General features: G+C 34.0%; 17 protein-coding genes. 11 read left to right on the forward strand and 6 right to left on the reverse strand.

The annotated features are described in order from the left end of the window. Window positions 1-5 precede the first annotated feature (5 nt). The 5 genes from HM985_RS03285 to panC all read right to left on the reverse strand — a co-directional run bounded on the left by HM985_RS03285 (window position 6) and on the right by panC (window position 4,653). On the reverse strand, window positions 6-1,187 hold the full coding sequence (locus HM985_RS03285) for an alpha/beta hydrolase-fold protein (protein ID WP_179374857.1): 1,182 nt from the start codon (window positions 1,185-1,187) through the stop codon (window positions 6-8). Between the two features lie 91 nt (window positions 1,188-1,278). Further along, window positions 1,279-2,424: an alpha/beta hydrolase gene (locus tag HM985_RS03290; protein ID WP_179374858.1), complete on the reverse strand. Its 1,146-nt coding sequence runs from the start codon at window positions 2,422-2,424 to the stop codon at window positions 1,279-1,281. A gap of 43 nt (window positions 2,425-2,467) precedes the next feature. After that, the gene (locus HM985_RS03295) at window positions 2,468-3,433 is read right to left on the reverse strand and encodes a lysylphosphatidylglycerol synthase transmembrane domain-containing protein (protein WP_179374859.1); all 966 of its coding nucleotides are present in this window, start codon (window positions 3,431-3,433) and stop codon (window positions 2,468-2,470) included. Between the two features lie 4 nt (window positions 3,434-3,437). Next, complete coding sequence (gene panD / locus HM985_RS03300; RefSeq protein ID WP_179374860.1) at window positions 3,438-3,788, reverse strand: aspartate 1-decarboxylase; 351 nt, start codon at window positions 3,786-3,788, stop codon at window positions 3,438-3,440. A gap of 13 nt (window positions 3,789-3,801) precedes the next feature. Then, complete coding sequence (panC, locus tag HM985_RS03305) at window positions 3,802-4,653, reverse strand: pantoate--beta-alanine ligase (protein WP_179374861.1); 852 nt, start codon at window positions 4,651-4,653, stop codon at window positions 3,802-3,804. A 108-nt stretch (window positions 4,654-4,761) separates the two neighbouring features. Between panC and HM985_RS03310 the strand changes: the two genes are divergently transcribed. The 7 genes from HM985_RS03310 (at window position 4,762) to HM985_RS03340 (ending at window position 15,874) form a co-directional block, all read left to right on the forward strand. Beyond that, window positions 4,762-5,574, forward strand: a complete 813-nt coding sequence (locus HM985_RS03310; RefSeq protein ID WP_179374862.1) for a glycogen/starch synthase — start codon at window positions 4,762-4,764, stop codon at window positions 5,572-5,574. Window positions 5,575-5,582: 8 nt separating this feature from the next. After that, entirely contained in the window at window positions 5,583-7,286 is a 1,704-nt protein-coding gene (locus HM985_RS03315) for a DUF4270 domain-containing protein (protein ID WP_179374863.1), read from the forward strand. Window positions 7,287-7,300: 14 nt separating this feature from the next. Next, complete coding sequence (gene glmS, locus HM985_RS03320) at window positions 7,301-9,148, forward strand: glutamine--fructose-6-phosphate transaminase (isomerizing) (RefSeq protein ID WP_179374864.1); 1,848 nt, start codon at window positions 7,301-7,303, stop codon at window positions 9,146-9,148. A gap of 305 nt (window positions 9,149-9,453) precedes the next feature. Beyond that, window positions 9,454-12,186: a TonB-dependent receptor gene (locus HM985_RS03325; RefSeq protein ID WP_179374865.1), complete on the forward strand. Its 2,733-nt coding sequence runs from the start codon at window positions 9,454-9,456 to the stop codon at window positions 12,184-12,186. Window positions 12,187-12,196: 10 nt separating this feature from the next. Next, window positions 12,197-13,816 (forward strand): SGNH/GDSL hydrolase family protein, encoded by a 1,620-nt coding sequence (locus HM985_RS03330; RefSeq protein WP_179374866.1) that lies wholly within the window; start codon window positions 12,197-12,199, stop codon window positions 13,814-13,816. A gap of 193 nt (window positions 13,817-14,009) precedes the next feature. Further along, complete coding sequence (atpD, locus tag HM985_RS03335) at window positions 14,010-15,518, forward strand: F0F1 ATP synthase subunit beta (protein WP_179374867.1); 1,509 nt, start codon at window positions 14,010-14,012, stop codon at window positions 15,516-15,518. Between the two features lie 77 nt (window positions 15,519-15,595). Further along, on the forward strand, window positions 15,596-15,874 hold the full coding sequence (locus HM985_RS03340; protein WP_179374868.1) for a F0F1 ATP synthase subunit epsilon: 279 nt from the start codon (window positions 15,596-15,598) through the stop codon (window positions 15,872-15,874). Window positions 15,875-15,951: 77 nt separating this feature from the next. Here the strand turns inward: HM985_RS03340 and HM985_RS03345 are convergent, their stop codons facing one another. Then, window positions 15,952-16,719 (reverse strand): XRE family transcriptional regulator, encoded by a 768-nt coding sequence (locus HM985_RS03345; RefSeq protein WP_179374869.1) that lies wholly within the window; start codon window positions 16,717-16,719, stop codon window positions 15,952-15,954. Window positions 16,720-16,903: 184 nt separating this feature from the next. On the opposite strand from HM985_RS03345, the gene HM985_RS03350 reads away from it, so the two are divergent. The 4 genes from HM985_RS03350 to HM985_RS03365 all read left to right on the forward strand — a co-directional run bounded on the left by HM985_RS03350 (window position 16,904) and on the right by HM985_RS03365 (window position 21,979). Then, window positions 16,904-19,924 carry a DNA polymerase III subunit alpha gene (locus HM985_RS03350; RefSeq protein WP_179374870.1) on the forward strand — a complete coding sequence of 1,007 codons (3,021 nt, stop codon included), beginning with the start codon at window positions 16,904-16,906 and terminating at the stop codon, window positions 19,922-19,924. Between the two features lie 255 nt (window positions 19,925-20,179). Further along, window positions 20,180-21,397 carry a DNA polymerase IV gene (gene dinB, locus HM985_RS03355; RefSeq protein ID WP_179374871.1) on the forward strand — a complete coding sequence of 406 codons (1,218 nt, stop codon included), beginning with the start codon at window positions 20,180-20,182 and terminating at the stop codon, window positions 21,395-21,397. Between the two features lie 88 nt (window positions 21,398-21,485). Then, window positions 21,486-21,707, forward strand: coding sequence for a hypothetical protein (locus HM985_RS03360; protein ID WP_179374872.1), 222 nt, complete (start codon window positions 21,486-21,488; stop codon window positions 21,705-21,707). After that, window positions 21,701-21,979, forward strand: coding sequence for a type II toxin-antitoxin system RelE/ParE family toxin (locus HM985_RS03365; protein ID WP_179374873.1), 279 nt, complete (start codon window positions 21,701-21,703; stop codon window positions 21,977-21,979). The genes HM985_RS03360 and HM985_RS03365 overlap by 7 nt, the downstream gene beginning before the upstream one ends. Window positions 21,980-21,992 lie beyond the last annotated feature (13 nt).

The following is a 21,992-nucleotide window of genomic DNA, read 5'->3' on the forward strand; positions in this document are numbered from 1 at the left end:
TAGTTCTATTCTTCATCGACTTTGTCTTCATCAATTTCTTCGTCTAAATCAACTACAGTAAGCTCATCAATTTTTTCAAAAATATACTCTCTGTTGATATGACTTACATCATTTAATGTAAGCGCAGATTCATAAAGCTTCTTTGCTTTTTTAGTTTTACCTAATCGCTCTGCAGATTGTGCTAAATAATATGTACCTAACAAGGATTCTGGGTGAAGCTTACTCGCTAAATCTCCTAATTTTGCAAGCGATTTTAAATCTTCACGTTGTTCTGCAATCTGAGCTACTTTCTCTATTTCTTCAGTACTAATAACCTTTTTAATTCCAAATAGCTCCTCAATTCGGTCGTATCTGTCAGTTAAATAACGATCTAGGGTTCCTTCATATGGCAAAACTTTTTCTTCTAATTCTTTTTCTCTAAGCGGATTATAGATATCGAAAATCTTTTCAAAAGATCGAGCCAATGCACTTGTTACTAAAGTATAATGAGTTTCATTTGAAAAATCATCGAAATAATAAGTTAAATGCTGATTATCTACGACTGAGATTTGGTCGTTAGTAGAAAGAATACTTTCTCTTATTTGAGGAATATCCTTCTCTGCAGTTGCCATGTAATAAAAGATATCGCTTTTAAAAAGTGATAGACGCTTAGATATAAAGTTATTTATTGAGCCTGAAAAATCAGGACTAATACACACGTAAGCCTGAAACGCTAAGTCTTCTTTAAATAAATAAGAATTAATAAAATTACCCATAGTATCATGACCAACTGCAACCCTAAACTTACTAGTATTGTATTTATTATCGATATATGGTAACAATTCATCGGAAACAAAATCATGAAATCTCAGTCCAGATTCTGTTGGTAAACCTGTTGCAGGATCATAATAAGCATCATAGAAACGATTTTCCCCTTGCATAACACCAACAATAATGGAGCCAGGCATATTATCAAAATAAGTTTGAAAATCTACTTGACCAGCTACAGGTTCAAATAAATAATCTCCGTCAAATACTATAATAACAGGGTACTTTATATCTGCTTTGGGATCGTAGTTTTTTGGAAGCTTAATTTTTAACTTACGTTTAGTATTTAACTCTGAAGAAGCTATTTGCTGATAAGTAACTTGTGCAAACGAAACTGCATAGATAAAACAAGCAAGAACTATAAGAATAGTTTTTCTCATGATAAGTAATGTTTAAATTTGGGAATTCAAACATACTTAATTATTCATTAATAATCGCTAAGTTGTATTATTTTTTCGATGAAATACAAATCTATTTCATTTTATCTTGAATTTCATACATTTTATCGAGCATAATATCTTTGTCTATAGTTTGAGAAGGCTCTAATAATAAACCAGATTTATAATGTTGTAATGCTCTTTTAAGATTTCCTTCTTTTTCATTACACATCCCAGAGTAATAAGCACTTAACATAGATTTTGAATATGTTTTATTAATTAACTTAGAAAGTTCTTTTAAAGATTCTAAATCATCTCGCTTATTACTTGCAGCAGCAATAGCTCTGATATCATTTTCGATTATAGTTTTTTCAAAACCATAGAAATGTTCAATCGCTTCATATTTTTTAACCAAGTACTCAAAAGGACTGCCGTTAAAAGTCAGTACTTTCTCTTTATATTCTTTAGCATTAATAGGTTTAAATGGCGTGAAAATTTGATTTAATGCTTTTGGAATCCCTCTTCCAACTAATGAATAATGATTAGCATCTTCGAAGTCATCGAACTCATAAATTAAATTTTTATTCTCTATTGCTGATATAGCATTGTTGTTTTCTATTATTGATGCTCGCATCGATTTTATATCTGCGTCTGCTGTTGCCATATAATAAAAGGTCTCTTGTTGTAAAATAGCAAGACGCTGCGTTAATCTCCCGACCATTTCTGGTGCAAAATCTGGGCTTAATGCTACATAAGCTCTAAATATAGGCTCATCTTTAAATAAATAATAATTAATAAAATTAGCACTTAAATCATGACCTACGATGATTCTAAAGTTAGAAGTATTATAATTACTTTCAAGAAAAGGCAATAATTCTGCTGCCATAAATTCATAAAATGCAGCACCGTTATGTGAAGGAAAATTGGTTTCATCATCATAATAAAAATCATCCGTTCTAGTCGTTGCTTGGTTTATACCAACAACGATACAATCTGGAATATCTTCCCAATACGACTGATAATCGATATTACCCGCAACGGGCTCAAATAAATAATCTCCATCTAAAACAATAATTAAGGGATATGATCGCTTTTCATCTGGATTATAATTTCTAGGTAATTGAATTTTTAATTCGCGTTCCCCTTCAAGCTTATAAGAATCAATAGTTTTATAAATTGCCTGAGCATAGCTATTTAACCCTATAAAAAGAGTCATCAGAAGCAAGTAAAAATTCTTCATATTGTACATGGAGTAAAAATTTTATAGAAAGGTAAAAAATAATTTATAATGTCCTATTTTTTCTATTGTAAATAGGTAAATATAACAAAGATACCCCCCCTAAAACAATAATAACTAAAGTTTGAGTTGACCACATAATCCATCCAAAAGCTCTGCTTGGATCTTCTGCTATTCCAAATAAAGAAAATGCAATAACTACAGCTTCGGGAAAAGACCCTATACCTCCATTGGTTGCTGCAATACTAAAACTAGCAAGTATAAAACCAATAAGCACTGGTGTTAAAGTGATATGCTCTAATTCTGGTAAAGCGTTAGTAGTGATGTAAAACATAAGCACATACATAGACCAAATAAACAAAGTATGACCTATAAATGCCCATTTATTCTTCATCTTAAAAATGCTTAACGCTCCCTCTAAAAGACCAATAATAAAGGATTTAACTTTCACAGCGAGCTTAGAATGACTTTTTTTTATAAATAAAAATATTAAAAGCACAGCTATGACAGATGATATCCCTACTAAAATTAACGATAATCCTGATGGATTAAATTTTTCTACAAAAAAACTATAGATAAATTCAAATTCTAAAAAAAAGGCAATTCCAACTATTGAGAGCAACATAATGGTATCTGCAATACGCTCGGCGACTACCGTCCCAAAACCTTTATCAAAAGGAATGCCCTCATAGTTTGTTAGGATTGTAGCTCGGGCGACCTCACCTGCCCTGGGAATCGTAAAATTAATAAGATATGCTGAGTACACTGCCATAATACTATTTGCAAACTTAGGCTTAAAACCCAAAGGTTCCGCCATATACAACCAACGATAAGCACGAGATAAATGACTTAACACTCCTAGTATAGCTCCCAAAATAATCCAACTATAGTCAGCATCTTTAAAATATTGAACTAGTATAGGCACTGAGATTTTAGACAAAGAATACCACACCAATCCAACTCCTAAGAGTAAAGGCAACACAATTTTTAAAATGGTTTTAGGTTGACCCACCAATTTATTTTAACAAATTGGTAGCTTCGTCTGGAAACACTAATGAAGGATTAAATACTTTGGCTTCTTCGATATCCATAGTACCATAAGTAATTAAAATTAGAATATCACCAACAGCCACTTTACGAGCTGCTGCTCCATTAAGCGTAATTTCACCACTGTTACGTGGCCCAGGAATACAGTAAGTTTCCAAACGTTCACCATTGTTATTATTAACAATCTGAACTTTTTCACCTTGTATAATATTAGCAGCTTCCATTAAATCTTCATCAATAGTAATACTACCAATATAATTTAAGTCTGCTCCTGTAACTTTTACACGATGAATTTTCGATTTTACAACTTGAATTTGCATGCTACAAAGATAATTAATTTAAAGCGATATTATCTATTAATCGTATATCGCCTGCATATACCGCAATAAATGCTCTATATGTATTATTTGATGATTTTATTTGTATTGGCTTTAAGGTTGCTACATCTGCAATTACAAAATACTCTAATTCTAAAAGTGATTGTGCTTTAAATTGCTCACTAACCCATTCCGTTACTACTTCTGCACTTTCTGTGCCAAACTTAGCCTTAGCGGTATTAATTGTTTTATAAATAAATGGTGCCACATCCCTATGCACTGCAGTTAACCTTGCATTTCTAGAACTCATAGCCAAACCATCTTTTGCTCTATAAATTGAACAACCAACGACTTTAACAGGTATTTGATGCAATTCAACCATTTTTTTTATGATCTGAAGTTGCTGAAAATCTTTTTCTCCAAAGTAAGCCACATCTGGTTTTACAATTTCGAATAAACGTTTCACTATAGTCCCCACTCCATCAAAATGACCTTTTCTAAAAGCTCCTTCCATTTCATGCTCTAAACCCTCAAAATGAAACGACTCAGAAACAACCTGATCCCCATATATATCTTCATTAGACGGTGTATAAACAATAATCTTACTATTGCTCACCGTATTTAACAATTCAATATCAGCATCAATAGTTCTAGGGTAATTAGTTAGATCTTCTGGATTATCGAATTGTGTTGGATTAATAAAAATACTAACAACAACAATTTGATTATCCCTTAGTCCTCTATTCACTAATGATACATGTCCATTGTGTAGAGCTCCCATTGTAGGCACAAACCCAATGGTGTTTCCTTCTGCCTTTAAAGCATCTATGTGATGCGATAAATCAATTTTATTTAAAAATACTTTCACTTTGATAATAAAAATTAACGCGTGCAAACATAATATAATACTAGCAATCTGCCCAAATTTTTGTAATTTTGCATGTTTTTTACTATTAATTTCAAAAGCAGCAGATTTATGAAAGATAAACGAATATTATATGTGTCTTCGGAAGTAGTTCCATATTTACCAGAAACTGAGATTTCTTCAATGTCATTTGAAGCACCGCGAATGGTAAACAAACAAGGGGGTCAGATAAGAATATTTATGCCTCGCTTTGGTAATATTAATGAAAGAAGACACCAGCTTCATGAAGTGATTAGACTTTCTGGGATTAATTTAGTGATTAACGATCTAGACATGCCTTTAATTATAAAAGTAGCATCTATCCCTAAAGAAAGAATTCAAGTTTATTTTATAGATAATGAAGATTATTTTAAAAGAAAAGCAACTTTAACAGATGAAAACGGAAACTTATTCCCAGATAATGACGAGCGTGCTATTTTCTTTGCTAAAGGCGTTATAGAAACTGTTAAAAAATTAAATTGGGCACCAGACATTATACATGTTAATGGTTGGCTTGCATCCTTACTACCATTATACTTAAAGGAATTTTATAAAACCGAACCATTATTTACAGAAAGTAAAATAGTAACTTCTGTATACAATCAAAGCTTTGAAGGTACGTTAGATAAAGACATGATCTCTAAAGTAGGTTTTGACGGGCTAGATGCAACAGCTACAGAATTATTAAAAACGCCTAATTATGTTAATTTAATGAAAGTGGCCATAGATAACTCTGACGCTATTATTAGAGGCTCTGAAGAATTACCTGAAGAATTAGACACGTATTTAACCGATTTAGAAAAACCAGTATTAGACTATTATTCAATTGAAGAATTTGCAGATCCGTATACTGATTTTTACAATAATACTGTATTAAATAGCTAATATTACTTATGAAAAAGAATAAAATTATTTTACAGCTTATAGCGTTTAGTTTAATTATAATCAGCTTTATAGCTTGCGAAAGTGATTTTGCAGACCTAGAATCTGACGTCTTAAATAGCGATATAGCAACTACGTTTGATACTGACTCTGATCAATACGATGTAATTACCTACACTAAGGCCTTAAATCCTGTACAAACAAATAACTTAATATTAAATACTCTAGGGGTTTATGATGATGCTTACGGACGAACAACATCGAGCTTTGTTACACAATTAACACCTTCAACTTACAGTCCTGATTTTGGAGATGAAGTAATCGTTGATTCTGTTGTTGTAACGCTTCCCTTTTTCAGTACTGCAACAGGCACCGATACTGACGGAAACCTTACTTATACTATTGATTCCGTAATATCTACAGGAGATAGCTATAACGACATAAAATTAAGAATCTTTGAAAATAATTATTTTCTTAGAAATTTTGATCCTAGTGGTGATTTTGGAGAAAGTCAAGCTTACTATTCTAATAAAACAGCATCTTCCTCAGAAATAATATCTGAAGGAGCTTTAGAAGGTACAGAATTAGATTTTTTAGCAGCACAAGAAACTTCTCACACAGCAGACACTAACATCATAAATATTAGTGAAGAAGTATATGTATTGGAAACAGCAGACACCGAAGATGATGATACAGATACTGTAGTAACCGAAAGACAAGCACCAGGAATAAGAATAAAACTTGATCCTACTTTTTGGGAACAAAAAATAATAGCAAAAGAAGGAGACCCTGTTCTAAGTAACGAAAATAATTTTTTAAATTATTTTAGAGGTCTTTACTTTAAAGCTGAGGCCGTTGATAACAAAGGGAGCTTTATGTACTTAAACACAAGTAGTGGTAATAATGCTAACGTTACCATTTATTACTCTAAATTAACAGCATCGACGACTGATGAAGCTGACGCAAGGGATAACGCAACATATGTGCTGAACCTAGCAACTAATAAAGTTAATTTTCAAGTTAATGATTTTACATTACCAATAAATGAAGGAGATTCTGATAATGGAGACAGTAGACTTTATCTTAAAGGTGGAGAAGGCGCTGTTGCAGGAATAAAATTATTTGATGGTGTTGACGATGAAACAGGACTAAGTAATTTTGATAAATTTAGAAATAAATTTGTCAATCTTGAAAACAACGAATACACAAGTTCTAAACGCTTAGTTAATGAAGCAAACCTAATATTCTATGTCGATAGAGATCAATTAGATATTTTAGGTGAAGATCCAGAAAACGAACCGGACCGTATATACCTATATGATGTAGCAAATAACAGGCCATTGACTGATTATGATAATGACTTTACAAATAGTATTTCACCTTCATTTTCAAAAACTAATCACCTTGGTCGTCTAGAACGTGTTGATGGAGAAAACGATGGAAAGGGTATAAAGTACAAATTAAAAATCACTGAACATATTAATAATTTATTATTAAGAGATTCTACAAACGTTGAGCTAGGTTTAGCGGTTTCAATGAACGTAAATCTTGAAGGAGCTTTTTTACAAAATAAGATCCAAAATTCTGATGATTCTAATTCAACACTTCCAATAAGTTCTATTTTATCACCTAGAGGAACCATATTACATGGTAACAATACATCTGACGAGAGTAAACGAGTATATTTAGAAATATACTATACAGAACCAAATTAATTAAAAAATAATCTATGTGTGGAATTGTTGGATATATCGGTCATCAAGAGGCTTATCCTATTATTATTAATGGACTTCAAAGATTAGAATATCGAGGTTACGATAGTGCTGGTATTGCCTTATATGATGGTACCAATATAAAACTATCAAAAACTAAGGGTAAAGTTTCTGATTTGAAAAATAAAATAGAAAGTGAAATTTCTACAGATGGCACCTTAGGTATTGGTCATACGCGTTGGGCAACTCATGGAGTTCCTAACGACGTTAATTCTCACCCACACAGTTCTAATTCTGGAGACCTTGTAATTATTCACAATGGAATTATTGAAAATTATGATTCTCTAAAGAAAGAATTAATCAAACGTGGTTATACTTTTAAATCAGATACAGACACAGAGGTGTTAATTAACCTTATTGAAGACGTACAAAAAAGTGAAAACCTAAAACTAGGTAAAGCCGTTCAAATTGCGCTGAACCAAGTTGTAGGTGCATATGCCATCGCTGTATTTGACAAAAAGAAACCAAATGAAATTGTAGTTGCAAAATTAGGCAGCCCTTTAGCTATTGGTATTGGAGATGACGAATTTTTTATAGCCAGTGATGCTTCCCCTTTTATTGAATATACTAAAAATGCCATTTATCTTGAAGATAAAGAAATGGCCATTATTAGACGAGGTAAAAAGATCAAAGTTCGAAAAATCGAGAATGATACTGAAGTTGACCCTTACATCCAAGAGCTAAAATTAAATTTAGAGCAAATAGAAAAAGGAGGTTACGAACATTTTATGTTAAAAGAAATTTTTGAACAACCAAGCGCTATTCTAGATACTTTTAGAGGTCGACTTCTCAGTAATGAAGCGATTATTAAAATGGTTGGTGTTGAAGATAACATGAAAAAATTCTTAGCCGCAGATCGTATTATAATTGTGGCTTGCGGTACATCTTGGCATGCAGGCCTAGTTGCTGAATATATTTTTGAAGATTTAGCAAGAATACCTGTTGAGGTAGAATACGCTTCAGAATTCAGGTATAGAAATCCTGTTATAACAGAAAAAGATGTTGTTATTGCAATCTCTCAGTCTGGCGAAACCGCAGATACTTTAGCTGCAATAAAATTAGCCAAATCTAAGGGAGCTTTTGTTTTCGGAGTATGTAATGTCGTAGGTTCTACTATAGCAAGAGAAACGCATGCAGGTGCTTATACACATGCCGGTCCAGAAATTGGAGTGGCTTCAACTAAAGCATTTACAACCCAAATAACAGTATTAACATTAATAGCCTTACGTTTAGCAAGAGCGAAAGGCACAATGTCGAGCTCAGAATTTAGACACCACTTAATTGAATTAGAAACTATTCCAGGCAAAGTTGAAGAAGCATTAAAATCTGATGCATATGTAGAAACTGTTTCTGAAATTTATAAAGATTCTAAAAATTTCTTATATCTAGGACGTGGCTTTAATTTTCCTGTAGCATTAGAAGGGGCTTTAAAATTAAAAGAAATTTCTTATATCCATGCAGAAGGTTATCCTGCTGCAGAAATGAAACATGGACCTATTGCCTTAATTGACGAACAAATGCCTGTAGTTGTTATTGCGACTAAAAAAGGACATTACGAAAAAGTAGTTAGTAACATTCAAGAAATAAAATCTAGAAAAGGTAAAATTATAGGTATTGTAACAAAAGGAGATACAAGTGTAAAAGAATTAGCAGATCACGTTATTGAAGTGCCTGATACATTAGAATGCTTATCACCACTATTAACCACAATACCATTACAACTATTGTCTTATCATATTGCTGTAATGTTAAATAAAAATGTGGATCAACCTCGTAATTTAGCAAAATCAGTTACGGTGGAGTAAGCGTAATTATTACATACAATTTTTATAACCGACTTAAAATTGAAATTATTCAATCTTAAGTCGGTTTTTTTATACCCTTATCACAAGCATTTATATTACAACAGAAATAAATCTTCCTGAGCTCAATATAATCTTAAGTAATTAAACATCGACAACATATTAAAAAGCACCGCAATTAAGTATTATTCGATTTTAAGATCTTATTTTGTCAATATGAAACTATACAACTACATTTTTTAAGAATTTATTTATAAATTATCATTTATTTAACTAAATTGCTAATCTAAATAAACTAAATCTCTAACATGAAGACAATCTTAAAGCTTTTTATCATGCTTTTTTGTGTGGTATCCTTTGGTCAAACCACAATAAAAGGTGAAATCACCGACAATACAGGATTACCATTACCTGGTGCAAATATTATTATAGTTGGCACAACTATAGGTACCGTATCTGATTTCGACGGAGTTTATACCCTAACCACAGATCAAAGCCCACCTTTTTCCATTCAAATTACATATACTGGATTTGAAAATCAAACTATAAAAGTCACCTCAAGCAGTCAAACAATTAATGTAACCATGGCTGAAGGCAACGAACTTGATGAGGTTGTGATCTCTGCATCTCGTACACCCGAACGTATTTTTGAATCGCCTGTAACCGTTGAGCGATTTGGACTTAAAGAAATTAAAAATACGGCATCTGCAGATTTCTATGGTGGATTAGAAAATCTAAAAGGAGTGGATGTAAACACAAGTAGTTTAACTTTTAAATCGGTTAACACAAGAGGATTTGCCACAACAGCTAATACACGATTTATGCAATTAGTAGACGGAATGGATAACTCTACCCCTGCTTTAAATTTCCCAATAGGAAATCTTGTTGGCCTTATTGAAACAGATGTGCAAAGTGTAGAATTACTGCCAGGCGCGTCATCTGCTTTATATGGTGCAAATGCCTTTAATGGTGTTTTATTTATGCGAAGTAAAAACCCTTTTGATTATCAAGGGATAAGCGCTTTTGTTAAAAAAGGAATCACTTCTCAAAAAGCTGCTGGCGATAATGAATATACAGATCTAGGTATAAGAATGGCTTATAAGTTTAGTGATAAATTTGCAGCAAAAGTAAACTTCGGTTATTTAAATGGTACAGACTGGGCAGCAACAAGTGAAGTAGATAGTGACTTATTTGGTGGTACAAGAGCAACCAATTTAAACTATAACGGTATTAACGTTTATGGAGATGAAGTATCTGCTAATATTAACGATTTAGCAGGAGGAACAGGTATTGTTCCAGATGTATTTGTAAGTAGAACAGGTTATAATGAACGTGATTTAACCGAAAATAAAGCACAAAGTATTAAAGCAGATTGGGGATTATATTACCGCCCAATAACAGATAGCAATTTCGAAATACAATATGTAGGTAAAGTGGGTACAGGTACAACAATATACCAAGGTACTAATAGATATAACATCGACGGATTCTTTCAAGAACAACATAAACTAGAATTAAAAAATGACAATTACTTTGTAAGGGGTTATGTTGTAGCCGATAAAGCTGGTGATTCTTATGATATGGTATTTACAGGAATTAACATTAACAGAGCTTGGAAAAGTGATGCCGATTGGTTTGGAGATTACATCAATACTTACGTGGCAGCAACATTAGGTGGTGGTGCTACAGATACACAAGCACATGCTGCAGCAAGAGCCGCTGCAGAAACAGGAAGATTTGAACCTGGCTCAACGCAATTTAATAATGCATTCAATAGAATTATTAAAGATCCAGATTTAGCTACTGGATCCCAATTCCAGGATGCTTCTAAATATTACCATGCAGATGGTAATTACAATTTTAGTCACTTAACAGATATAGCAGATATTCAAGTTGGTGGTTCTTATAGACAATATAAGCTGAATTCTTTCGGATCTATCTACACCGATTACGACGGGACCATTGATTATAGTGAGTTTGGTGTTTACACACAAATTCAAAAGGAATTAGAATTAAATGACGATATGAATTTAAAAATAACAGCCTCTGCGCGTTATGATAAATCAGAGTATTTTGACGGCTTTGTTTCACCTAGATTATCTTTAGGATTAACACTTAATGAAAATCATAATATTAGAGCCTCTGCCCAAACTGGTTTCAGAAATCCAACAACCCAAGATTTATTTATTGGTTTAGATGCTGGTAGAGCCATATTAGTGGGTTCTGCACCAGATAATTTAGAGCGTTATACAAGAGATTTCACAGCAAGTGATGGAACGGTATATACACAAACAGGTGCTGCTGCATACAATAACTCATATTCTGCATCATCAGTACAAGAGTTTGGTGAGACTGGTGATACCTCAGTATTAAGAGTGGCAAATCCAGATCTTGTATCTCCAGAGAAAGTAACTTCTTTTGAAGTTGGCTATAGAGGTAAATTCGATAAATTAACCATCGATTTTAGTACGTATTATAATAAATACCAAGATTTCATTTCTTCAGAAGTGGTTATAGCCCCGCTATATGGTTCTGTTGATGATGGTTCTGCAATTGCAGCGATAGCAAGTAGCGATTTTACCACTTATAGTGCTTACACAAATTCTCAAGTAGACGTAAATTCTTACGGGGCTTCTATAGGTTTATCTACAAAAGTATTAAGTGATTTCGATTTAGGCGGAAGCTACACGTTTACAAAACAAGATTTTGACCAAGCAGCTAATCCTAATTTTGAAACCAATTTTAACACACCAGAACATAAATTTAAAGCGCATTTTGGAAACACAGAGTTATTTAAAAATTTCGGTTTTAACGTAGCTTATAAATTTAGCGATGATTATTTCTGGGAAGCTACATTTGGAGATGGTATTGTACCAGAATTCCATACGGTGGATGCCCAAATTAATTATAAAATCCCAAGCTTAAAGTCGACTATTAAAATAGGTGGAACAAACATTGGAGGCAAAGAATATTTCACGGTCTTCGGATCGGGCTATATCGGTTCAATGTATTACGCTTCTTGGACAATTAATAACTTATAAACAATACAAAATGAAAAACATAAAATATGTATTACTGTCAGCAGTCCTTATAGGATTTACAGCTTGTAATGATGAAGAGGATTTTGAAGACCAGTTAGACAATCCCACTACAGAAGTGGTATTGCCAGCATTGACACAAGGTGAAGCCGACTTTTCAAAGTATATTGCTGTTGGTGCATCATTTTCTGGAGGGTTTATGGATAATGCATTATTTATTGCGGGGCAACAAAACTCATTTCCAAATTTACTATCTCAAAAATTTGCTTTAGTTGGTGGTGGCGAATTTACGCAACCATTAATGAATGACAATATTGGAGGATTTGTATTAGGAGCTACTGTTGTCTCAGCACCTAGGTTATATTTTGATGGTAGTGGCCCCGCGCTTTTACCTGCAACACCAACAACACAAATATCAGATGTATTATCCGGGTCATTTAATAACTATGGTATTCCTGGAGCTAAAAGTTTTCATCTCGGAATAGCTGGTTATGGCACTTTAAATCCTTATTTCGGCAGAATGGCCTCAACTCCAGCAGCTACCATTTTAGGTGATGCTATCGCACAAAACCCAACGTTTTTCACCTTATCCGAAATAGGTGGTAATGATGTACTATCATATGCTACTTCTGGAGGAACTGGCATCGATCAAACAAATAATTTCGATCCTTCAACTTATGGAACAAATGACATAACAGATCCTAATGTGTTTGCAGCTTCTTTTGGCGCCACTGTAGATGCCTTAACAGCAAATGGAGCAAAAGGAGTTGTTGCTAATCTTCCATATATTACAACATTAGCACATTTTACAACAGTACCATATAACCCGTTAGACCCAACCAATGAAGCTTTTGGACCTCAAATTCCTTTATTAAATTCTATTTTTGGGGCATTAAATCCAATTTTCGAAGCCGTAGACCCAAGTAGAGCTATCGTTTTTTCTGAAACCGATGCCAGCGCGGTAGTTATTAAAGATGAAACACTTGTTGACATTTCTACTACAATTGAAGGAGCCCTAAACGCAAGTCCAACATTTCCCGCATTTATTGCACAATTTGGTTTACCTGCAGAGGCAGTGCCTTTAGTGGCTAACTTACTAGGAAATACTTACGGGCAATCGAGACAGGCCACAGAAGATGACTTATTAGTTTTACCGAGCAGTTCAATAATTGGTACTGTAAATGAGGATTATGCTGAAGCCTTAGAGTTACAAGGATTACCAGAAGCGCTTGCTGCGCAGTTTGCTGCTGAAGGAATTACACTTCCACTAGAGGATAAATGGGTTTTAATTCCCAGCGAACAATCATCGATAAGAGTCGCAACAGATGCTTACAATGATATTATTGATGATATAGCAACCAGTAAAGGGCTCGCTTTTGTAGATTTTAAATCTATTTTAGAACAAGCCTCAACAACAGGGTTTATTTCAGGAAACTTTATTTTAACTACAGATTTAGTCACTGGCGGCTTAGTTAGTTTAGACGGAGTTCATTTAACGTCTAGAGGATATGCCTTAATGGCAAATGAAATGATGCGAGCTATAGATGAAACCTACGGATCTAATTTTGAAGCCTCAGGTAATTTTGTAAATGCAGGTGATTATCCCACAAATTTTCCGCCAACACTACAATAAATTCAACTTAAAAACAGTAATTTAAACGCCCGCTGTTTAAGGGCGTTTTCTATGCATAAAAAAGCCGCAAATTTTGATGCGGTATTTAAATTAAAACTCATATCTTTGCAGCGCGAAAAACCGACGTATTCAAGTAGATTGATTAAGTCTTTTTTTTACATTTAAACAATTGCAAAACAAAAACATAAGAGTAATGTCAAAAGTTACAGGTAAAGTTGCACAAATCGTAGGTCCAGTTATCGATGTAGAATTCGCTACTGATTCAGAGCTTCCAAAGATTTATGATTCATTAGAAATTAATAGACCAGATGGTTCTAAATTAGTATTAGAAGTACAATCTCACATTGGTGAAGATACTGTACGTACTATTGCTATGGATTCTTCAGATGGGTTAAGTAGAGGAACAGAAGTTCTTGCTACAGGTTCTCCAATACAAATGCCAATTGGTGAAGATGTTTATGGACGTCTTTTCAATGTTATTGGTGATGCTATTGATGGATTAGGTGATTTACCTAAAGCTGGTGAAGCGGGTTTACCGATTCACAGACAAGCTCCAAGATTCGAAGATTTATCAACATCTACGGAAGTTTTATTTACAGGTATTAAAGTAATCGATTTAATTGAGCCTTATGCTAAAGGGGGGAAAATTGGTTTATTTGGTGGTGCTGGTGTAGGTAAAACGGTATTAATCCAAGAGTTGATTAACAATATTGCAAAAGGTCACGGTGGACTTTCTGTATTTGCAGGTGTTGGTGAAAGAACACGTGAAGGAAACGATTTACTTCGTGAAATGTTAGAGTCTGGTATTATCAAATATGGTGATGACTTTATGCATTCTATGGAAGAAGGAGGATGGGATTTATCTAAAGTTGATAAATCTGGAATGAAAGAATCTAAAGCGACTTTCGTATTCGGACAAATGAATGAGCCTCCCGGAGCTCGTGCTCGTGTAGCGCTTTCAGGATTAACTATTGCTGAGTATTTTCGTGATGGTGCTGGTGAAGGACAAGGAAAAGATGTATTATTCTTCGTAGATAATATCTTCCGTTTTACACAAGCTGGTTCAGAGGTATCTGCATTATTAGGTCGTATGCCTTCTGCAGTAGGTTACCAACCAACATTAGCAACCGAAATGGGTGCGATGCAAGAACGTATTACTTCAACAAAAAGAGGTTCTATTACATCTGTACAAGCGGTTTACGTACCTGCAGATGATTTAACGGATCCAGCTCCAGCAACAACGTTTGCCCATTTAGATGCAACAACAGTATTGTCTCGTAAAATTGCAGAGTTAGGTATTTACCCAGCGGTAGATCCATTAGATTCTACATCAAGAATCTTAACGGCTGATATTTTAGGTGCAGAACATTACGATTGTGCACAACGTGTAAAAGAGTTATTACAACGTTATAAAGAATTACAAGATATTATTGCCATCCTTGGTATGGAAGAATTATCTGAAGAGGATAAAATGGCTGTTGGTAGAGCAAGACGTGTACAACGTTTCTTATCACAACCTTTCCACGTAGCTGAGCAATTTACAGGTCTTAAAGGTGTTTTAGTAGACATTAAAGAAACGATTAAAGGTTTTAATATGATTATGGATGGTGAATTAGATCACTTACCAGAAGCAGCATTTAACCTTAAAGGTTCTATTGAAGAGGCTATTGAAGCAGGAGAAAAAATGTTAGCTGAAGCGTAAATCAGTTAGCAGTAATCAGTCTTCAGTCTCTTCCGTGTGACTGCAAACCGTAAACTGCAACTGCAAACTAAAAGAATATGTATTTAGAAATTGTATCACCAGAAAACACATTATTTAGTGGAGAAGTTACTTCTGTTGCTGTTCCTGGCGTTAATGGTGAGTTTGAAATGTTAACCAATCACGCACCTATTGTATCTATTCTTACAAAAGGACATATAAAAGTTGCTGGTAACACTATTCAATTAGAAAAAGAAGTTGAAGCTAAATTTACAAAATCTGATAAAGGAGTTTGGTTAGCTATCAATTCTGGAACATTAGAAATGAAAGATAATAAGCTAATTATTTTAGCAGATTAATATTGAGTTCCATTATAAAATAAAAAAGCGCGAAATAATAATTTCGCGCTTTTTTTTGTTTCAAAATTCATCTAATGTTATAATCGTTTTATAGCTTCAAGTTCTACTTTAAGCTCTTGAAACATCGTCATAATACTACTTAATTTTAGCTCCTTTTCATCATACTCTTGGGTATTAATACAACATGTAAATTCCCAAATTTCTAAAATATTTTCACGAGCAATTAAATACGGTTCATAAGATTTATTATCAGAACTTAATAATAAATGAACAAGATCCCCTTCAGGTATATAAACACGTTTATACACCAAGCCATCATCTTTAGTTAAGATAATATAAGTTCTCCCATTTTTAACATCCGCAATAGCATCAACAAATTTAGCCACGATAAAAGCACCGTCTTTTACCGGCAACATAGAATCTCCTTTAATAGGAAATGCACGATGCGTACCAGTAGGTAAAAAAGGCAATTTTATTTTTTGAAGTTGCTCTATATATTCCGGATCATCATAACCAGAAAGGTAACCTGCAGAAGCTTTAGCGGGTATAATTTCTATTAAATCCTCATTGTCTTCATTAACCGTTACCGGAAACAAGACACGCTTATTACCAACCTCAATAAAAGAGGTGTTTTTTGCTTTGCGCAAATCGTTTCTGACTAATATATCTATAGGAATACTAAAATAACTAGACAAGTCGATCAATCGATCTATTGGGGGTTCTGAGCGTCCTTCTTCATAAGAACCAATCATAGACCGACTCCACGCTAATTCGTCTGCCAAACGTTCTTGAGACATCTTTTTTAGCGTCCGAAGATGCTTTATATTAACTTGAATTGGTTTCATTTATAATTTTATTTTGTTAGTCATCAATTAAAAACAAGGCATGTTAACATTATAAATCCGCAAAACTCATAATCCTTACCCTCTTCACTATTCATTATTCATTATTCACTATTTTAAATATTACTACAAATGTAAGCAATAAAAACTACACATAGTAGCTAATTTTACAAACCAATTAGGAACTATGTATTTAAACTGCCACACCTATTTTAGCCTTCGTTATGGAACCATACAACCAGAGCAATTACTTGCTATTGCCTCAGAAAATGGAGTTCAAACGCTTGCTTTAACAGATATAAATAGCACATCTGCTTGCTTAGATGTTATGCGGTTATCTAAAAAGTATAAAATAAAACCGGTGCTTGGTGTCGATTTTAGAAATGGTGCACAACAGCAGTTTATTCTTATTGCTAAAAATAATTTAGGCTACCAAAACATCAACACATATTTATCAAAATTGCTTCATAATGCGGAATTGCAAATACCCGAAAAGCCCGAGGAAGATTTAGAGAATTGCTTTGTAATTTACCCGTATAAAAATGAAGAGCAATTCAATCTAAAACCTAATGAATTTTTAGGTATTGCACCACAAGACCTCAACCGTTTAAAATTTTCCAAATGGAACCAATTCAAACATAAACTCGTCATTTTAAAAACAGTCTCTTTTCAAAATAAAAAAGGCTTTAATACACACCGCTTATTGCGTGCTATTGATAATAATACCTTGTTAAGTAAACTTCCTAAGTCTGAAGAAGGTAAAGAAAGTGACCAAATGCTCCCTTACAATGATTTATGTGAAACTTATGCAGAATACCCAAATCTTATTACAAATACAGAAGCACTCTTAAAAGACTGTTCTACCTATTTTGAACTTGAAAACCCAGAACCAAAAAACCAAAAATGTTTAACAGAAAATGAAACATCAGATTTTCAATTATTAAAACAATTAGCCTACAATGGTATTGCATATCGTTACGGAACTGAAGTAGAACAAAAGGTGTATGATCGTATTGAAAAAGAATTGCGCATAATTGAACAAAAAAGTTTCGTTTCTTATTTTTTAATCAACTGGAAAATTTTAGAATACGCACGCAGTAAAGACTATTACTACGTTGGTCGTGGTAGTGGAGCTAATAGCATTATTGCTTACCTATTACAAATCACAGATGTAGATCCAATTGAACTCGATCTATATTTTGAGCGCTTCATTAATCTATTCCGTCAGAATCCACCCGATTTTGATCTCGATTTTTCATGGAAAGACAGAGATGATATTACAAAATATATTTTCAACACCTTTAAACACACAGCGCTTATTGCAGTATATAACACCTTTAAATTTAAAGCTTCCGTTCGCGAATTAGGAAAAGTTTTTGGCCTACCAAAGTCCGAAATGGATAAACTCACCAGAGGAAAATACACCCTTAATCAACTCGATAACGTATCGCAACTCGTCATTAAATACAGTACGTATATTGAAGGATTTCCTAATTATTTAGGCATTCATGCTGGCGGTATTTTAATTTCAGAAGAACCAATTCACGCATACTGCGCTACATTTATGCCTCCAAAAGGTTACGCTACCACACAATTTGATATGGTGACAGCAGAAGATGCCGGTCTCTATAAATTTGACATCTTAAGTCAGCGTGGTTTAGGCAAAATCAAAGAAGCTGTAGAAATTATTAATGCCAATTATACAGAGCAACCACCAATAGACATTCACGACATTAAAGGGTTTAAAAAAGATGAACGCATCAAAGACCTACTACGCAATGCAAAAGCTATTGGTTGTTTTTATGTCGAATCACCAGCCATGCGCATGTTACTTAAAAAACTACAAGTAGACAATTATTTGGGCTTAGTAGCCGCAAGTTCTATTATTAGACCCGGTGTTGCTAAAAGCGGCATGATGCGTCAATATATTTTACGTTACCGTCACCCTGAAAAACGAAAAGAAGCACATCCTGTTTTACAAAAAATTATGCCAGAAACCTATGGCATTATGGTGTACCAAGAAGATGTGATAAAAGTCGCTCACCTTTTTGGTGGTTTGGATTTGGGAGAATCAGATATGTTACGACGTGGTATGTCTGGTAAATTTAGATCTCGAGATGAGTTCTCAAAAGTGAAGCAAAAATTTTTCGATAACTGTGAACAAGATGGAAAACCTTACGAGCTAGTGGCAGACATTTGGAGACAAATAGAAAGCTTTGCAGGTTATGCGTTTGCCAAAGGCCATTCGGCTTCTTATGCCGTAGAAAGTTACCAAAGCCTGTTTTTAAAAGCCTATTATCCGTTAGAGTATATGACCGCAACTCTCAATAATTTTGGTGGATTTTACAGCACAGAACTTTATGTACACGAAGCCAGAATGCATAACGGAATTATTGAAGCTCCATGTATTAATCGCTCTTTTAATCAAGCCATCATAAACCAAAAAACCATCTTTTTAGGTTTTATGTTTTTACAATCCTTAGAATCTAAAACCATAAATCGGATTCTTAATGAGCGCCAAGAACATGGCAAATTTAAATCGCTCGATGATTTTATAGAACGTGTTCCAATCTCTATGGAACAGATCTCCATTTTAATTAAAATAAATGCCTTTCGATTTACAAAAATTAACAAACGTGAGTTGCTTTGGGAAGCGCATTTAAAAATTAGTAAAACCGTCATCAAAGAAGACATCATTACGCTATTTAAAACCGAACGCGTGACATACAACACACCTGAACTACCGAGTACAGAGTTAGAAAATGCTTTTGATTCGATTGAATTATTAGGTTTTAGTCTTTGTAATCCATTTTATTTATTAGAAAAACGCTCGATTAGTAATTTACGCGCTAAACACTTAACACAACTAGAAAACAAACTTATTAGCATTGAAGGTTACTTGATTACCACAAAAAACACCAAAACATCGAATGGTAAAATGATGCATTTTGGAACGTTTTTAGATCGCGATGGTGATTTTTTAGACACCGTTCATTTTCCTCCTGTTGTAGCCAAATACCCATTTAGAGGGAAAGGAATTTATAGCATTATAGGAAAAGTAATGGTAGAATTTGATTGTGTCACTATTGAAGTTTCAAAAATGGAACGTTTGGCAATTATTGAAGATCCGCGTTATTCGGTAAAGTCTTTAAATCCTACATTTCAGAATAAAAAAAGCTTTCAAGATCTCAAATTGGCACAAGGATAAAACCAAAATCGACTCATCACTTTGAGTGGTTTATGAGGCACGAGTAAATTTGTATCGAGAAGCTCTCATTAATCATAAGGTTCTCGATACAACATTTTTTTCCGCTTTAGCTACAAAAATTGCCACTCGAACTGACGTTAATTATAAAAACAACAAATCCTACAAGGTCCTTTTTTGACCTTCTAGGTATACCATCTCTTAAATACACAAGGTTTTAAAAGCCTTGAAGAAAACTTAAATTATCTAAAATCAAGCATGAGCAACAACCGCAACATCGTACACATGGATCTCGACACCTTTTTTGTGTCCTGTGAAAGACATATGGATAGTAGTCTTAACGGCAAACCTATTCTTATTGGTGGCACAAGCGATAGAGGCGTTGTAGCGTCTTGCAGTTACGAAGCCAGAACTTTCGGTATACATTCTGCTATGCCAATGCGTATGGCCAAACAATTATGCCCAGAAGCCATTGTGCTTAGAGGAAATTCTGGGATTTACACTAAATTTTCAAATGACGTTACCGATGTGATTAAAGAAAGTGTGCCGCTTTATGAAAAAACATCTATTGATGAGTTTTACATGGATCTTACCGGAATGGATAAATTTTTTGGTTGCCACAAACTAGCTTCAGAACTCCGCCAGAAAATAATTAGAGAAACAGGTTTACCTATTTCATTTGGATTATCGCTTAACAAAACGGTGTCTAAAATTGCGACTGGTGAAGCCAAACCTAACAACGAAATTAGAATCCTTCCGGGTGATGAAAAACCATTTCTAGCTCCACTTTCGGTTAAAAAGATTCCTATGGTTGGCAATGTGACTTATAAAACCCTGTGTGACTTAGGCGTAAAGCGTATACAAACCGTACAAGAAATGCCTATGCAACTCATGCATAAAGTATTAGGCAAAAACGGTTTAATGATTTGGAAAAAAGCCAATGGCATAGACAATTCGCCTGTAATACAATATCATGAACGTAAATCTATTTCTACAGAGCGTACGTTTAATCAAGACACTACAGATGTTACCAAACTTAAAGGTATGGTCGTTGCAATGACTGAGAATTTAGCCTATCAATTACGTCGTGGTCATAAATTAACGGCTTGCGTGACGTTTAAGATTCGGTATTCAGATTTTCAAACCTATACACAACAGCAACGCATTCCATATAGCGCCATGGACCATATGCTCATTCCTGTGGTATTAGGTTTATTTAAAAAACTATACCACCGTAGACTTTTAGTGCGATTAATTGGTGTAAAATTTAGTCATTTGGTAGAAGGTGGCCACCAAGTAAACTTGTTTGAAGACAACGAAATGCACCTCAACCTAACCAATGCCATGGATAAAATGCGCGAACGCTATGGAGACCGAGCCGTAATGAGTGCGGCTGGTATGGAAGCCAAAACCATTAGTCGTTTTAACCCGTTTAATGGCGAACCTCCTCCGCTATTACCTAATCGACGTCGTTAGAATTTATAAACTCTCAGGTGACAAAAATTCGAAAAACAAAAAATGTGAACGAGAAATTGTATCTTTATAACATACGAGAATTAAAAAGATGGATTTAGAAGCAAGAAAATACAAGTTTATACAACAGCTATCTGAAGTCAATGAAACACTTTTAGATAAATTAGAATACGTCCTAAAAAAAGGAATACAAAATTCTGAAAGAATTACTCTAGATCAATATAACAACGAGATCGATGAAGCAATTGAAGATATCGAAAAAGGTGAATTTTATACCCAAAACGAGGCTAAGAAAATAGCTGATCAATGGTAAAAATTGTTTGGCGGAAATTAGCATTATTGCAATTAAAAGAAGCTTTCGATTATATAAAAAAAGACTCCTTACAGTCAGCTGAAAACGTAAGAAACGCAATCTTTTCTGCAACAGACAACTTAAAATACAATCCTGAAATTTATCCTTTAGACAAGTATCGCAAAAATAACGATGGCACCTTTAGAGCTTTTGAAATTTATAGTTACCGTATAGCCTATCAAATAACCAAATTAGAATACTTCGTGTTCGGCATACAAAACAAGAGCCTTTAGGCTATTAGAAATC

The organism is Winogradskyella wichelsiae (assembly GCF_013403925.1).
Lineage (GTDB): Bacteria > Bacteroidota > Bacteroidia > Flavobacteriales > Flavobacteriaceae > Winogradskyella > Winogradskyella wichelsiae.

Excerpts from the sequence above, each read along its gene's own strand:
- HM985_RS03285 (WP_179374857.1), bottom strand. The coding sequence starts at position 1,187 with ATGAGAAAAACTATTCTTATAGTTCTTGCTTGTTTTATCTATGCAGTT.
- HM985_RS03290 (WP_179374858.1), bottom strand. The coding sequence starts at position 2,424 with ATGAAGAATTTTTACTTGCTTCTGATGACTCTTTTTATAGGGTTAAAT.
- panD (WP_179374860.1), bottom strand. The coding sequence starts at position 3,788 with ATGCAAATTCAAGTTGTAAAATCGAAAATTCATCGTGTAAAAGTTACA.
- HM985_RS03310 (WP_179374862.1), top strand. The coding sequence starts at position 4,762 with ATGAAAGATAAACGAATATTATATGTGTCTTCGGAAGTAGTTCCATAT.
- HM985_RS03315 (WP_179374863.1), top strand. The coding sequence starts at position 5,583 with ATGAAAAAGAATAAAATTATTTTACAGCTTATAGCGTTTAGTTTAATT.
- glmS (WP_179374864.1), top strand. The coding sequence starts at position 7,301 with ATGTGTGGAATTGTTGGATATATCGGTCATCAAGAGGCTTATCCTATT.
- HM985_RS03325 (WP_179374865.1), top strand. The coding sequence starts at position 9,454 with ATGAAGACAATCTTAAAGCTTTTTATCATGCTTTTTTGTGTGGTATCC.
- HM985_RS03330 (WP_179374866.1), top strand. The coding sequence starts at position 12,197 with ATGAAAAACATAAAATATGTATTACTGTCAGCAGTCCTTATAGGATTT.
- atpD (WP_179374867.1), top strand. The coding sequence starts at position 14,010 with ATGTCAAAAGTTACAGGTAAAGTTGCACAAATCGTAGGTCCAGTTATC.
- HM985_RS03340 (WP_179374868.1), top strand. The coding sequence starts at position 15,596 with ATGTATTTAGAAATTGTATCACCAGAAAACACATTATTTAGTGGAGAA.
- HM985_RS03345 (WP_179374869.1), bottom strand. The coding sequence starts at position 16,719 with ATGAAACCAATTCAAGTTAATATAAAGCATCTTCGGACGCTAAAAAAG.
- HM985_RS03350 (WP_179374870.1), top strand. The coding sequence starts at position 16,904 with ATGTATTTAAACTGCCACACCTATTTTAGCCTTCGTTATGGAACCATA.
- dinB (WP_179374871.1), top strand. The coding sequence starts at position 20,180 with ATGAGCAACAACCGCAACATCGTACACATGGATCTCGACACCTTTTTT.
- HM985_RS03360 (WP_179374872.1), top strand. The coding sequence starts at position 21,486 with ATGGATTTAGAAGCAAGAAAATACAAGTTTATACAACAGCTATCTGAA.
- HM985_RS03365 (WP_179374873.1), top strand. The coding sequence starts at position 21,701 with ATGGTAAAAATTGTTTGGCGGAAATTAGCATTATTGCAATTAAAAGAA.